At 56.6% G+C, this 13,837-nt stretch carries 12 protein-coding genes, 1 pseudogene and 1 other annotated feature; of the genes and pseudogenes, 9 read left to right on the top strand and 4 right to left on the bottom strand.

The genetic code is table 11. The features are described 5' to 3' along the window. The first annotated feature begins 89 nt into the window (after positions 1 to 89). Positions 90 to 164 (top strand) — a sequence feature (ROSE (Repression Of Heat Shock gene Expression) occurs in the 5'-region of heat shock genes and acts as an RNA thermometer to modulate expression.). The 3 genes from ibpA (at position 158) to CU081_RS03555 (ending at position 2,984) form a co-directional block, all read left to right on the top strand. Next, positions 158 to 568 carry a small heat shock chaperone IbpA gene (gene ibpA, locus CU081_RS03565; protein WP_003861094.1) on the top strand — a complete coding sequence of 137 codons (411 nt, stop codon included), beginning with the start codon at positions 158 to 160 and terminating at the stop codon, positions 566 to 568. It overlaps the preceding feature by 7 nt. A gap of 136 nt (positions 569 to 704) precedes the next feature. Beyond that, a complete protein-coding gene (gene ibpB, locus CU081_RS03560; protein ID WP_003861091.1) occupies positions 705 to 1,133 on the top strand; it encodes a small heat shock chaperone IbpB in 429 nt (142 codons plus the stop codon). Positions 1,134 to 1,322: 189 nt separating this feature from the next. Beyond that, positions 1,323 to 2,984 (top strand): putative transporter, encoded by a 1,662-nt coding sequence (locus tag CU081_RS03555; protein WP_022650090.1) that lies wholly within the window; start codon positions 1,323 to 1,325, stop codon positions 2,982 to 2,984. Here CU081_RS03555 and CU081_RS03550 read toward each other — a convergent pair. Next, positions 2,964 to 3,698, bottom strand: coding sequence for a GntR family transcriptional regulator (locus tag CU081_RS03550; RefSeq protein ID WP_003861087.1), 735 nt, complete (start codon positions 3,696 to 3,698; stop codon positions 2,964 to 2,966). The two genes, CU081_RS03555 and CU081_RS03550, sit on opposite strands and share 21 nt — an antisense overlap. A gap of 222 nt (positions 3,699 to 3,920) precedes the next feature. Between CU081_RS03550 and CU081_RS03545 the strand changes: the two genes are divergently transcribed. From CU081_RS03545 to CU081_RS03530, 4 genes are all read left to right on the top strand, one after another. Then, complete coding sequence (locus CU081_RS03545) at positions 3,921 to 5,543, top strand: alpha-glucoside-specific PTS transporter subunit IIBC (protein WP_022650091.1); 1,623 nt, start codon at positions 3,921 to 3,923, stop codon at positions 5,541 to 5,543. Further along, entirely contained in the window at positions 5,540 to 6,862 is a 1,323-nt protein-coding gene (locus tag CU081_RS03540; protein ID WP_003861082.1) for a 6-phospho-alpha-glucosidase, read from the top strand. The genes CU081_RS03545 and CU081_RS03540 overlap by 4 nt, the downstream gene beginning before the upstream one ends. 92 nt (positions 6,863 to 6,954) lie before the next feature. Next, positions 6,955 to 7,302 (top strand): YidH family protein, encoded by a 348-nt coding sequence (locus tag CU081_RS03535; RefSeq protein ID WP_003861080.1) that lies wholly within the window; start codon positions 6,955 to 6,957, stop codon positions 7,300 to 7,302. Further along, the gene (locus CU081_RS03530) at positions 7,292 to 7,639 is read left to right on the top strand and encodes a DUF202 domain-containing protein (protein WP_022650092.1); all 348 of its coding nucleotides are present in this window, start codon (positions 7,292 to 7,294) and stop codon (positions 7,637 to 7,639) included. The genes CU081_RS03535 and CU081_RS03530 overlap by 11 nt, the downstream gene beginning before the upstream one ends. A gap of 32 nt (positions 7,640 to 7,671) precedes the next feature. Here the strand turns inward: CU081_RS03530 and dsdA are convergent, their stop codons facing one another. Further along, positions 7,672 to 8,958, bottom strand: coding sequence for a D-serine ammonia-lyase (gene dsdA, locus CU081_RS03525; RefSeq protein ID WP_022650093.1), 1,287 nt, complete (start codon positions 8,956 to 8,958; stop codon positions 7,672 to 7,674). A gap of 17 nt (positions 8,959 to 8,975) precedes the next feature. Next, positions 8,976 to 10,313, bottom strand: a complete 1,338-nt coding sequence (gene dsdX, locus CU081_RS03520; RefSeq protein ID WP_003861075.1) for a D-serine transporter DsdX — start codon at positions 10,311 to 10,313, stop codon at positions 8,976 to 8,978. Between the two features lie 204 nt (positions 10,314 to 10,517). Here dsdX and dsdC point away from each other — a divergent pair, with 204 nt between their 5' ends. Together dsdC and CU081_RS03510 are read left to right on the top strand one after the other, a co-directional pair. After that, positions 10,518 to 11,444 (top strand): DNA-binding transcriptional regulator DsdC, encoded by a 927-nt coding sequence (dsdC, locus tag CU081_RS03515; protein WP_058647440.1) that lies wholly within the window; start codon positions 10,518 to 10,520, stop codon positions 11,442 to 11,444. 83 nt (positions 11,445 to 11,527) lie between these two features. Beyond that, positions 11,528 to 12,613: pseudogene (locus CU081_RS03510) on the top strand (cellulase family glycosylhydrolase); the annotation flags it as partial. Here CU081_RS03510 and emrD read toward each other — a convergent pair. Beyond that, positions 12,519 to 13,703 carry a multidrug efflux MFS transporter EmrD gene (gene emrD / locus CU081_RS03505; RefSeq protein ID WP_003861070.1) on the bottom strand — a complete coding sequence of 395 codons (1,185 nt, stop codon included), beginning with the start codon at positions 13,701 to 13,703 and terminating at the stop codon, positions 12,519 to 12,521. The pseudogene CU081_RS03510 and the gene emrD overlap by 95 nt on opposite strands. Between the last annotated feature and the right edge of the window lie 134 nt (positions 13,704 to 13,837).

Here is a 13,837-nt window from a genome sequence, read left to right as displayed (position 1 = left end):
AAAAAAATCTCACATCAACAGGCTTGAAAAGGCCGTATCCATACCCATTTTAAGAATGTAACCCGATAACGGACACGCCTGATGGGTGTTCGGGGAAGCAGAAGCCTGTCCATGGTGGAAGGCTACATTTTCTCGCTGATTTCAGGAGCATTTATCTATGCGTAATTTCGATCTCTCTCCGCTATACCGTTCTGCCATTGGTTTTGATCGTCTGTTCAACCACTTAGAAAACAACCAGAGCCAGAGCAACGGCTATCCTCCTTACAACGTTGAACTGGTTGACGAAAACCACTATCGCATTGCGATTGCTGTTGCCGGTTTCGCGGAGAGCGAACTGGAGATCACCGCGCAGGACAATCTGCTGGTGGTGAAAGGCTCCCATGCGGGCGAGCAGAAAGAACGAACCTACCTCTACCAGGGTATCGCAGAGCGTAACTTTGAACGCAAGTTCCAGCTGGCTGAGAACATCCACGTCAAGGGCGCGAACCTGGTGAACGGCCTGCTGTTTATCGAACTGGAACGTGTGATTCCGGAAGAGAAAAAACCGCGTCGTATCGAAATCAATTAATTAAGCGGGTCGCGGCTGCGGCCCACCTGAAATTGCTTGCCGTAAAGGGAGCATATGCGAATCCGCAAGGGTTTGCAGGTACAACTGTGCACAAAATTAAACTGTGCCGAACTCGCTTCTCAGAAGGAGATTTAGTATGCGTAACTATGATTTTTCCCCCCTGCTGCGTCAGTGGATCGGTTTTGACAAACTGGCTAACGCGCTGCAAAGCGCAACCGAACAGCAGACCTTTCCGCCGTACAACATCGAAAAAAGCGATGATAACCACTACCGCATCACGCTTGCGCTGGCCGGGTTCCGCCAGGAAGATCTCGACATCCAGCTTGAGGGTGCGCGCCTGACCGTGAAAGGGTCACCGGAAAAACCAGACACCGAGACCAAATGGCTGCATCAGGGGCTTGTCACTCAGCCGTTTAGCCTGAGCTTTACCCTGGCAGACCATATGGAAGTTTCTGGCGCGACGTTCACTAACGGGCTGCTGAACATTGACCTCACCCGTAACGTGCCGGAAGCCATTGCGCCTCAGCGCATCGCCATTAGCGAACGCCCGGCGTTGAATAGCTAATCGTGTGCGGGCTGGTGCCCTCACCCCGACCCTCTCCCTGTGGGAGAGGGTGCAAACACTAAAAACGGTCACCTTCGGGTGACCGTTTTGCGTTTACCTTCGGCTTTTATGTGCGCCATCGCCCATACAACCGCCGCCAGTTCTGAGAGAATCCTTATCATAACTAAGGTTATACACAGGATGTGGAACATGAGTGATATCGCGTTAACCGTCAGCGTGTTGGCCCTTGTCGCGGTAGTGGGGCTATGGCTGGGGAATATCAAAATCCGCGGCGTCGGGTTTGGGATTGGCGGGGTGCTGTTCGGCGGGATTTTTGTCGGCCATTTTGCCGACCAGCTTGGGTGGGTGCTCAGCGCCGATATGCTGCATTTCATCCAGGAGTTCGGCCTGATCCTCTTTGTGTATACCATCGGTATTCAGGTGGGGCCGGGCTTCTTCGCTTCCCTGCGCGTCTCCGGTTTACGCCTTAATCTCTTTGCCTTCGGCATTGTTGTGATGGGTGGGCTGGTCACCGCGATCCTGCATAAACTCTTCGCTATTCCGCTGCCCGTCGTGCTGGGCATCTTCTCCGGCGCCGTCACGAATACGCCCGCGCTCGGGGCGGGCCAGCAAATTCTGCGCGATCTGGGTATCCCTGCTGATGTCGTCGATCAGATGGGGATGAGCTACGCCATGGCCTATCCGTTTGGCATTTGCGGTATTTTGCTCTCGATGTGGCTGGTGCGCGTGCTGTTCCGCGTTAACGTTGGACAGGAGGCGAAGGAGCATGAAAGCACGCTGACCAACGGCCATGCGCTCATTAAAACCATCAACATTCGCGTCGAAAACCCTAATCTGAACAATATGGCGATTCAGGATGTTCCCATTCTGAACAGCGCGACCATTATCTGTTCCCGCCTGAAACGTGATGACACGCTGATGGTGCCTTCACCGGATACCCTTATTCAGCACGGCGATCTCCTGCATCTGGTAGGGCAACCGGCGGATTTAAACAATGCCCGGCTGGTGATCGGTCAGGAGGTGGATACCTCACTCTCAACCCGTGGAACGGACATGCGCGTGGAGCGCGTGGTAGTGACCAATGAGAAGGTTCTGGGCAAGAAAATACGCGATTTGCAGGTTAAAGAGCGTTATGACGTGGTGATCTCCCGGCTTAACCGCGCCGGTGTCGAGCTGGTGGCCAGCCAGGATGCCAGCCTGCAATTCGGTGATATTCTCAACCTTGTCGGGCGTCCTTCATCTATTGATGCCGTAGCGGACATGGTGGGCAACGCCCAGCAAAAACTCCAGCAGGTGCAGATGCTGCCGGTCTTTATCGGCGTCGGGCTTGGCGTCATGCTTGGCTCCATCCCCCTGTACGTGCCCGGCTTCCCGGTAGCACTGAAGCTGGGTCTGGCAGGCGGGCCGCTCATTATGGCGCTTATCCTCGGGCGTATCGGCTCCATCGGTAAGCTCTACTGGTTTATGCCGCCGAGCGCTAACCTGGCGCTGCGGGAGTTGGGCATCGTGCTGTTTCTGGCGGTGGTGGGGCTGAAATCCGGCGGCGATTTTGTCGATACTCTGGTGAACGGCGAAGGGATGAGCTGGGTAGGATACGGCATATTTATTACCGCTATCCCACTGATAACTGTCGGATTATTGGCGCGTATGTTCGCTAAAATGAACTATCTCACGCTGTGCGGCATGCTGGCCGGTTCCATGACCGATCCGCCCGCGCTGGCGTTCGCCAATAACCTGCACGCCACCAGCGGCGCGGCGGCGTTATCCTACGCCACGGTTTATCCGCTGGTGATGTTTCTGCGCATCATCACCCCGCAGCTACTGGCGGTGCTATTCTGGGGGATGGGCTAATAAGTCTTCCGGGTGGATGCGCCGCAGATGGTAGTCCACCTGGTAATCGCTGGTGTTCCGGAACATCACGGAATAATTGAGGAACTCGCCGCTGTCGCTGTAGGAAAGGGAAGTGATGCGCAGCAGCGGCGTCTGTTCCGGCACATTCATATAACCGGCCAGCTGTTTATCTGCCAGCACCGGCGTCAGGCTCTCGTAGTTGCCGCTGATGGTGATCCCACACTCCTTCTCGATGTAATCAAACTTAGACCCTTCGAGATGCGCCAGGGAAAGATTGCGGAACAGCTTCACCGGCATAAAGCTGTCCTCCAGCATCAGCGGTTTTCCGTCCACGTAACGCACCCGCCTTGAAAAATAGATCCGCTCATCAACCTGAATCCGCAGCTGGCTGGCGATGGCGGGCGGCGCGGGCATCACTTCAAACTGCAACACCTTGCTTTGCACTTCTTTCCCCTGCTGGCGCAATACCTCCACCAGCCCAGTCAGGTTAGTCGTTTCATGATGAACGTCTTTGCGCGCCACGAACGTCCCGCTACCGTGTCGACGTTCAACCAGCCCCCAGCTTACCAGCAGATCCAGCGCTTTGCGGACGGTCATCCGGGCTACGCCAAACTCCTTTGCCAGCGCTTTTTCTCCGGGTAACGGACTGCCAATGTTGTAGTCCGAAGAATTCAGCCGCAGCCGTAGCCGATCGGCAATTGATTTGTAGATCACCAGTAGACCTCTCTGCGCACATCATGGCGTGGAATACGTCTTAACTTGTCCATGTTTAGTTTAAAAAGTAGACCTGATTGGTCAAATTAAAACCATGAATGCGATCACGAATCGCAGCGGCACGCCATGTTCCCGCATCAGTAACTTCTTATGCTCACCTCAGGCCAGTAAAAAACCATAAAGGCCTCTATCCCCTACAGGTTGTTTCATGAGGATTTAAAAATGCTCAGTCAAATACAACGTTTTGGCGGCGCCATGTTCACCCCGGTTTTGCTGTTTCCCTTTGCCGGGATCGTGGTTGGGATCGCCATCATGCTTCGCAATCCGCTGTTTGTCGGTGAGGCCTTAACCGCGCCTGATAATCTGTTCGCGCAAATTGTTCACATCATCGAAGAGGGCGGCTGGGCGGTGTTCCGTAATATGCCGCTGATTTTTGCTGTCGGCTTACCGATTGGCCTGGCAAAGCAGGCGCAGGGCCGCGCCTGTCTGGCGGTGCTGATTAGCTTTCTGACCTGGAACTATTTTATCAATGCGATGGGGATGACCTGGGGTCACTTCTTTGGCGTCGACTTCTCTGCTGAACCCACTGCCGGCAGCGGGCTGGCGATGATTGCCGGAATCAAAACGCTTGATACCAGCATCATCGGGGCGATTATCATTTCCGGGCTCGTCACCGCCATCCACAACCGATTTTTCGACAAGCCGTTGCCGGTCTTTCTGGGGATTTTCCAGGGCACCTCGTTTGTCGTTATCCTCGCGTTCTTCGTGATGATCCCCTGCGCCTGGCTGACGCTGCTGGGCTGGCCGAAAGTGCAGATGGGCATTGAGTCGTTGCAGGCCTTTCTACGTACCGCTGGCGCGCTGGGCGTATGGGTTTATACCTTCCTGGAACGCATTCTGATCCCAACCGGATTACACCACTTTGTCTACGGTCCGTTTATCTTCGGCCCGGCTGCGGTAGAAGGCGGCATTCAGGTCTACTGGGCACAGCACCTTCAGGAATTCAGCCAGAGCACTGTGCCGCTGAAAACGCTGTTCCCGGAGGGCGGATTCGCGCTGCACGGCAACTCTAAGGTGTTTGGCTCAGTCGGTATTGCGCTGGCTATCTGGTATACCGCGTCGCCGGAGAACCGCGTCAAAGTGGCAGGTCTGCTGATCCCGGCCACGCTTACCGCCGTGCTGGTGGGCATTACCGAACCGCTGGAGTTCACCTTCCTGTTTATCTCGCCGTTGCTGTTTGCCATCCACGCCGTGCTGGCCGCAACGATGGCGACGGTGATGTATATCTTCGGGGTGGTGGGGAACATGGGCGGCGGTCTGCTGGACCAGTTCCTGCCGCAAAACTGGATCCCGATGTTCCATAACCACGCCTCGACGGTATTCACCCAGATTGGCATCGGCCTCTGCTTCACCGGGATCTACTTCGTGGTCTTCAGAACGCTTATCGAACGTCTGAATCTCAAAACGCCGGGCCGGGAAGAGAGCGAAATCAAGCTCTACAGCAAAGCCGACTATAAGGCCGCTCGTGGGCAAACCACCGCCCCGGCGGCAGCCAGCCAGCAGGTCGGACAGGCCGCTGGGTTCTTACAGGCGCTCGGCGGCGCAGCGAATATCGAAAGTATCAATAACTGCGCCACCCGCCTGCGTATCGCCCTGGTGGATATGACGAAAACCCAAAGCGATGACGTCTTCAAAGCCCTGGGCGCACACGGTGTGGTGCGGCGCGGCAACGGCATACAGGTGATTGTCGGTCTGCACGTTCCTCAGGTGCGCGACCAGCTGGAATCGCTGATGAAAACCCCTTTAACAAACGAACAAACCACTCTGACAGAGGCTATATCATGAAAAAATTCTCAGTTGTTATTGCAGGCGGCGGCAGTACATTCACGCCTGGTATCGTCCTGATGCTGTTAGCCAACCGTGACCGTTTCCCGCTGCGTGCGCTGAAGTTCTATGACAATGACGGAGCACGTCAGGAGATCATCGCCGAGGCGTGTAAAATCATCCTTAAGGAGCAGGCGCCGGAGATTGAATTTAGTTACACCACCGATCCTGAAGCGGCCTTTACCGATGTGGATTTCGTGATGGCGCATATTCGCGTTGGCAAATATCCCATGCGTGAAAAGGATGAAAAAATCCCGCTGCGCCACGGCGTGCTGGGCCAGGAAACGTGCGGGCCGGGCGGCATCTCCTACGGCATGCGCTCCATCGGCGGCGTGCTGGAGCTGGTGGATTACATGGAGCAGTACTCCCCGAACGCGTGGATGTTGAACTACTCCAACCCGGCGGCGATTGTCGCGGAAGCCACGCGCCGCCTGCGTCCGAACGCGAAAATCCTCAACATCTGCGATATGCCGATCGGCATTGAAGGGCGTATGGCGCAAATCGTCGGCCTGAAAGACCGCAAAGAGATGCGCGTGCGCTACTACGGTCTGAACCACTTCGGCTGGTGGACGTCGATTGAAGATCAGAACGGCAACGATCTGATGCCGAAGCTGCGCGAATACGTGGCGAAAAACGGTTATGTTCCGCCTTCGGAAGATGTGCATACTGAAGCGAGCTGGAACGATACCTTCGCCAAGGCCAAAGACGTACAGGCGCTGGATCCGGACACCATGCCGAACACCTACCTGAAGTATTACCTGTTCCCGGACTATGTGGTCGCCCATTCCAATCCGGAGCGTACCCGCGCCAATGAAGTGATGGATCACCGTGAGAAGCATGTATTCAGTTCATGTCGGGCGATTATCGAAGCCGGTCATTCTTCTGCCGGTGAACTGGAAATTGACGAACATGCGTCGTACATCGTCGATCTGGCGACCGCGATTGCCTTTAACACCCAGGAACGCATGCTGCTGATTGTGCCTAACAATGGGGCTATCCATAACTTTGACGCTGACGCGATGGTAGAAATCCCTTGTCTGGTCGGCCACAACGGACCGGAGCCGCTGACCGTGGGTGATATTCCGCACTTCCAGAAAGGACTCATGAGCCAGCAGGTGGCGGTGGAAAAACTGGTGGTGGACGCCTGGGAGCAGCGCTCGTATCAGAAACTCTGGCAGGCGATTACCCTGTCGAAAACCGTACCGAGCGCATCGGTGGCGAAGGCGATTCTGGACGATCTGATTGAAGCGAATAAAGATTACTGGCCAGAGCTGCACTAATCTTTCTGACCGGCATCGCCTGATGCCGGTCTCCTTGTCGTGGCTGAATTACGCTATGCTGAAGCCTGCATGCAGCACGACAAGGAACTTTCATGAACATTTCCCGCCTCGGTGAAGCACCGGACTACCGCTTCTCACTGGCTAACGAACGCACGTTCTTAGCGTGGATCCGCACCGCCCTGGGCTTTCTGGCCGCAGGCGTCGGCCTTGATCAGCTCGCCCCCGATTTTGCCACCCCGTTGATTCGCGAAGTGCTGGCCCTGCTGCTGTGCCTGATTGCCGGCGTGCTGGCGATTTATGGCTATCTGCGCTGGCTGAGAAATGAAAAGGCGATGCGTCTGAAGCAGGATCTCCCCTACACGCGCGGCTTGCTCATTATCAGTACGATTTTGCTGATGGTTGCGGGCGTAGTGATGTTACTGGTGCTGTATGCCGGATAGCCGCAAAGCGCGGCGGGAAGCGGACCCCGGCCTTCAGCCAGAGCGAACCTCGCTGGCCTGGCTGCGCACGCTGCTGGGGTATGGCGCGCTGATCGCTCTTGCCATTAAGCACAACTGGCACCGCACGGGGGCGCCATTCTGGATCTCCATTGTTGTGCTGGCGCTGGTAGCCATCATTTTATGGCGCTACACCCGCAGCCGTAACCTGATGGACGTGTCGCAGAACGACTTTGCGCAGCCGAAAGCGGTGCGGGATAAGTTCCTCATCGCCCTGGCCGTGCTGTCGTTGTCACTGCTGTTTGCGGTAACCCACATTCAACAAATTTTGCACCTGTAGGCCGGGTAAGGCGCAGCCGCCACCCGGCATAATTACTTCCCTTTCGCTAAATATTTCGCCATCTCGTCTTCCGGCACCATGCCGCCGCCGGTCGCCCACACCAGGTGGGTAACGTTCTCATCGGCATCGACGCGCAGCGGCCCGGCCATCCCCGCCAGCGCCGACGGCTCCAGGCGAATCCTTTCCTCCTGCGCCAGCCAGCCGAGCATGTCGTACATGCTTTGATCGGAGAGGGTATAGAACCCGTCGAGCAGGCGCTCCATCGCGCGGCCCACGAAGCCGGAGGCACGTCCTACCGCCAGTCCGTCCGCCGCCGTCACGTTATCAATACCCAGGTCCTGCACGGCGATTTCATCGTGCAGCCCGGTATAAACGCCCAGCAGCATGCACGGTGAGTGCGTTGGCTCCGCAAAGAAGCAGTGGACGTTATCGCCAAAGGCCAGCTTCAGGCCAAAAGCCACGCCGCCGGGGCCGCCGCCGACGCCGCACGGCAGATAGACGTACAGAGGATGATCGGCATCCACCACGCGGCCCTGTTCGATAAACTGCGCCTTCAGGCGCTCGCCAGCAACCGCATAGCCCAGGAACAGCGTGCGTGAATTCTCATCGTCAATAAAGAAGCAGTTCGGATCGCTTTCCGCCGCTTTGCGTCCCTGCTCCACCGCCACGCCGTAATCCTGCTCATATTCAACGACGATCACGCCGTGGCTGCGCAGTTTGGCTTTCTTCCACTCGCGGGCGTCGGCGGACATATGCACGGTCACCTTAAAGCCAATGCGTGCGCTCATAATGCCGATGGACATCCCCAGGTTGCCGGTTGAGCCCACCGCGATGCTGTACTGGCTGAAGAAGTCCTTAAAGCGCGGCTCCAGCAGAACGCTGTAGTCGTCTTCAACGCTCAGCAACCCGGCTTCCAGCGCCAGTTTCTCCGCATGGGTCAGCACCTCATAGATGCCGCCGCGCGCTTTGATCGAGCCGGAAATCGGCAGATGGCTGTCTTTTTTCAGCAGCAGCGTGCCTGTAACAGGCTTCGCAGATTCTTTCTCCAGCCGCGCCTGCATCGCCGGGATCGCGACCAGGTCGGATTCGATAATCCCGCCCGTTGCCGCCGTTTCCGGGAACGCTTTCGCCAGATACGGCGCGAAGCGTTTCAGGCGCGCGTGCGCGTCGTCTACGTCGGCTTTCGTCAGCCCGACATACGGCAATCCTTCCGCCAGCGTCGTGGTGCGAGGGTTAAGCCAGGTGGTTTCTTTCAGGGCAATCAGATCCTCAACCAGAGGAAACTGTGCGGTTAAAGTAGTGATAGTTGCGTTTTCCATAATACGTCTCTTCGCGCTCAGATAATGAAAGAAAGCAGGAATGTGCCGCCAAGTGCAAGCACCGAGGCGATAAACGTCGCCGTCGTATAGTATTTGAAGGTCTCATTCAGGGTCGCGCCGCAGTACTGCTTCACCAGCCAGAAGAGAGAGTCGGTCACGATCGTGCAGCCAATAGCGCCGGACCCGATGGCAATGGTGATGATCTCCGGGCTTACGTTCGGGTAGAGCGGCAGCATCGGCGCCACTATCGCCGTGGCACCCATCATCGCTACCGTTGCCGAACCCACGGCGGCGTGCAGCACCAGTGCCACCAGCCAGGCGAGAAGGATAGGGTGCATATGCAGGTTCGAGAGAATATGCGCCAGCGTCTCCGCCAGACCACTGATTTTAAGGATGGCGTTGAACGCCCCGCCCGCACCGATAATCAGCAAAATGTTGGCGATAGAGCCAAAGCCGTGCTCCGTATGGATCAGCATTGCGCCCATGCCCATGTGCTGGCGGATCCCCAGCAGGTAGTAGGCGACAAACACGGCGATAAACATCGCGGTGATGGGGTTGCCGATAAACTCCAGCAGGGTATACAGCGAGCCTTCTTTTGCCATGTTCAGCTCGGCAATGGTTTTCACCAGCATCAGGGCAATCGGCAGCAGCACGGTGAACAGCGTGGCGCCCAGCGACGGCAGAGTGTGCTCTTCCCGCACCTTCAGGTCTGAAAATTCCGCCGGAACCGGCTTATAGGGCAGACGGTTGCCGAGCAGCTTCAGGAACAGCGGGCCACCAACCAGAGACGCCATCAGGCCCACCACCAGACCGTAGACAATCACCGTCCCGACGTCCGCCCCTAATTTGTTGGTGACAAATAGTGCGGCCGGATGCGGAGGCACCACGCAGTGCACTGCCATTAGTGCGGTACAGAGCGGAATGGCCAGCTTGAGCAGCGACGTGTTGGTCTTTTTGGCGATGGAAAACGCCAGCGGGATCAGCAGTACCACGCCCACTTCAACAAACAGCGTAATGCCGCAGATCAGGCCGACCAGGACCATAATCACGTCCGCCGACAGCCAGCGGCAGCGCTGCAACGTAATCCCGATGCGCTCTGCCGCGCCGGAGACTTCCATCATTTTGCCGAGAATAGTGCCAAGACCGATAACCGCCGCCAGGAAGCCCAGCGTACCGCCAATCCCGCTCTCAATGGCGTTAACCATATCCAGCGGGCTCATCCCCATCATCGCGCCAACGAAAAAGCTTGCCAGCAGCAGCGCGAGGAACGGGTGAAACTTCAGTTTTACGATGGTTAAAACAATCAACACGATGCTGACAAGCAGCGTTGCCACAACCCAGACCTGAGATCCCATATCTCACCTCACCCTTATGTCATCTGGGGATATTGGACGAAAAAACGGCTTGGGCTGACAAACGATATAAATTGGCGTTCAGATGAGCCAGATTGGATCAACTGAGTGACTGGACTCTAAAAAGCGCACTTATTTTGCCGTTGGTTCACATAAATTCATTCTTGAGCGGTATGCTGAACGCAGAAATTACGTGTGGGAATTGTGATGACCGATGCGAATGAAGGCAGAAACCGGCTGTTAAACGGCTGGCAGCTGTCGAAAATGTACACCTTTGAAGTGGCTGCCCGGCATGAGTCCTTCGCCCTGGCGGCGGCGGAGCTGTCGCTCAGCCCCAGCGCGGTGAGCCACCGCATTAACCTGCTGGAAGAGGAGCTGGGCATTCAGCTGTTTGTCCGCTCACACCGTAAAGTGGAGCTGACGCAGGAAGGCAAGCGCGTTTACTGGACGCTGAAATCGTCCCTCGACACCCTGAATCAGGAGATCCTGGACATTAAAAACCAGGCGCTGTCAGGTACGCTAACGGTGTACTCCCGGCCCTCGATCGCCCAGTGCTGGCTGGTGCCGATGCTGGGGGATTTTACCCGCCGCTACCCGTCGATTTCACTTACTATTCTGACTGGTAATGATTACGTCAACATGCAGCGAACCGGCATCGATCTGGCGCTCTATTTCGACGATACGCCGCCAAACCACCTTTCTCATCACTTTTTGATGGATGAAGAGATTTTGCCCGTCTGCTCGCCAGCGTATGCCCGGGAGCATGAACTGCTGAAAAACCCCCATAACCTCAGCCACTGCACGTTACTGCACGACCGTCAGGCCTGGAGCAATGATTCCGGTACGGATGAGTGGCTGAGCTGGGCGCAGCATTTCGCGGTGAATATGCCGTTATCATCGGGTATTGGCTTCGATCGTTCTGATTTAGCCATTATCGCGGCCATGAATAATGTCGGGGTGGCGATGGGGAGAAAGCGGCTGGTGCAAAAACGTCTCGAACGGGGGGAGTTGATCGCACCTTTTGATGGGGAAACCCTCAAGTGCCATCAGCATTATTACGTCTCAACGTTTCCCGGCCGTCAGTGGCCGAAAATTGACGCCTTTATCGGCTGGCTAAGAGAGCTGGCGGGTTGAAGAATTATTACGCTTTCGCTCTACACCAAATGTGAAAAAGCGTGCTAAATACAGGTAATGCTTTTGATTTTTCAGGGTAAACCGTGTTAAAGCCTTTTATTGCCACTGCGATCTTACTCTCTTCCGGCTGGGCGACTGCCGCTGAGCCGCCGCTGACGGCTGCCCGTTATGCGCAGCAGCTGGGCGTCGGGATGGATGTGGACTGGGCACGCACCGAGCGCGGTATCCGCGAATTCGACCCGCTGGTGGTCCGTGATTTTCAGGCGAAAGGCATACACCATGTCCGTATTCGGGTGGCGGGCGAACCGACGGAAGCGCGGCTGATTCACCTGCGTAAGCTGGTGGAGGCATGCGAGCAATACGGCGTCATCCCCATCATCGCTTATCAGGCCGATGAATATAAAAACGACCCGAAAGCGGATACCGAAAAAGAGGTGATTAACTGGTGGATTGCCGTGGCGCACTATTTTGGTCAGCGCTCGCCGTTGCTGGGCTTTGACCTGATCTACGAACCGGCGGACAAGCTCAACCACAACGTTGCTTCGCTCAACCGGGTGTATGAGAAAGCGATCAAAGACATTCACGCCATTGATGCCAGCCGCATGATTTTTATCGCCCCTCGTCTGCGCGCCGCGCCGGAGGATTTATCCACCCTGAAGCTGCCCGCGCACAGCCAGAATTACCTGCTGGCGGAGTGGCATATTTTCCCCTGGGGTCCGCTGAAAACGAACGGTAAATACCCGTGGACGTCCGGAACTGCGGCTGAGAAAGCGGCTATCCGTAACCGAATCAACGCCGCGCTGCACTGGCAACAAAAAACCGGGCATGTGAGCTGGGTTGGCGGCTGGGGGGTGGGCGAATCGAAAAGCCTGACGCCAACCGCCTCGCAGATGGCGTTTGCCACGTTTATGGCGTGCGAGCTGCAACATGCCAACATCCCGTATGCGATAAACGCCGATGTTCAGTTTTATGACGGGGAAGAGGGGGCGTGGCGGCCTGCCCCAGAGCGGCTATTGCAGGCGATGATTGCGCCCGTCTGTGAAAAGCCCGGCGAGAAGCCGGGCCATCATGCGGTTAAACCGGCTGTTCGTGATGCGAGACACGCGACGCCAGCGGCAGCCAGCACAGCAAAATCAGCAGCCCCATCAGGGTCATCAGCAAGCCTAAACTCGCCTGCCCGGTCTGCGGCATCATAGCCGAAAGCCAGGCCAGCGCGCCGGAACCGATGTTCTGCAAACCGCCCACCAGCGCGCCTGCCGTGCCTGCGAGGAACGGGAACGGCTCCATCGCGCCGCTGGTGGCGAGGGGAAACAGCATGCCCGCGCCGAAGAAGAACAGCGCTGCCGGGATGAGCAACGTCCAGACCGACATCACGTCAAACAGCCCCGGGATCCACATCATCAGCCCGGCCAGCAGACAGCTGATCACCGACTGCCACATCAGGGTGGAGAAACGCTTGTTCGGACGTCCGGCGAACCATGCGCCGAAGAACGCCGCCGGGATCGGCAGAATAAACAGAATACTCACCACCATACTGCTCAGGCCAAGGCCCGCGCCCAGCAGCACGCCGGAACAGGCTTCAAACACCGCAATGCCCGCCAGGCCGCCGATTAGCATCAACAGATAACAGGTAAAGGACCCATTACCGAACAGCGTTTTGTAGCTGGCGATGAGCTTCGTGCGCGGCGCGTCTTTTGGGCGGGTTTCCGGCATCCAGCGCCCCATGCTGAAGGTGACAATAATGCACAGCACCAGCAGGAAGGCATAACAGGCGCGCCAGGACCAGACGGTGTCCAGCAGACCCCCAATCAGCGGGGCCAGCAGCGGGCTGACCAGAATACCCATATTTAACAGACTGTTGGCGTGGCGAAGCTGTGTGCCCTGGTACATATCACGCGGCAGGGTACGCGCCATAACCCCGCCGACGCCGGTGCCCACACCCTGAAGGGCGCTGGCGGCAATCAGGACGGTCAGGCTGTGAGTGGTAATGGCGATCATCGTCGCTACCATGAAAATGCTCATGCCCACCAGAATGACCGGACGACGCCCGACGCGATCGGACAGGGGACCATAAACCAGCTGTGAAACGCCATAGGTTAGCAGATAGGCTGCCATCACGCTCTGGACTGCACCTTCGCGGACGCTCAGATCTTTTGCCATATCGGCAATCGCCGGAATGTAGATGGTTTGCGCCATCTGCCCGACGGCCACCAGTAACACCAGCATCAACAATAAGTTCACGTTCCGTTGCTTTTTCATGTCGCTGAATACTTTTGCCAAAAGAGATAAATGAAGAATAAGTGACTATGCATTCCCATAAATGCGCGAGGAATCTACCACAGAGAGATGACAATTTAAGCATTACTGTGATGAATGACAGAAGACGTGAAGGC

The organism is Enterobacter sp. CRENT-193 (assembly GCF_002787395.1).
Lineage (GTDB): Bacteria > Pseudomonadota > Gammaproteobacteria > Enterobacterales > Enterobacteriaceae > Enterobacter > Enterobacter hormaechei_C.
Note: the sequence above shows the minus strand (reverse complement) of the source record. Positions and strands in the feature narration are given on the sequence as shown.

Bases quoted from the DNA above. Each gene is read 5' to 3' on its own strand.
- ibpA (WP_003861094.1), top strand. From the start codon at position 158: ATGCGTAATTTCGATCTCTCTCCGCTATACCGTTCTGCCATTGGTTTT.
- ibpB (WP_003861091.1), top strand. From the start codon at position 705: ATGCGTAACTATGATTTTTCCCCCCTGCTGCGTCAGTGGATCGGTTTT.
- CU081_RS03555 (WP_022650090.1), top strand. From the start codon at position 1,323: ATGAGTGATATCGCGTTAACCGTCAGCGTGTTGGCCCTTGTCGCGGTA.
- CU081_RS03545 (WP_022650091.1), top strand. From the start codon at position 3,921: ATGCTCAGTCAAATACAACGTTTTGGCGGCGCCATGTTCACCCCGGTT.
- CU081_RS03540 (WP_003861082.1), top strand. From the start codon at position 5,540: ATGAAAAAATTCTCAGTTGTTATTGCAGGCGGCGGCAGTACATTCACG.
- CU081_RS03535 (WP_003861080.1), top strand. From the start codon at position 6,955: ATGAACATTTCCCGCCTCGGTGAAGCACCGGACTACCGCTTCTCACTG.
- CU081_RS03530 (WP_022650092.1), top strand. From the start codon at position 7,292: ATGCCGGATAGCCGCAAAGCGCGGCGGGAAGCGGACCCCGGCCTTCAG.
- dsdA (WP_022650093.1), bottom strand. From the start codon at position 8,958: ATGGAAAACGCAACTATCACTACTTTAACCGCACAGTTTCCTCTGGTT.
- dsdX (WP_003861075.1), bottom strand. From the start codon at position 10,313: ATGGGATCTCAGGTCTGGGTTGTGGCAACGCTGCTTGTCAGCATCGTG.
- dsdC (WP_058647440.1), top strand. From the start codon at position 10,518: ATGACCGATGCGAATGAAGGCAGAAACCGGCTGTTAAACGGCTGGCAG.
- emrD (WP_003861070.1), bottom strand. From the start codon at position 13,703: ATGAAAAAGCAACGGAACGTGAACTTATTGTTGATGCTGGTGTTACTG.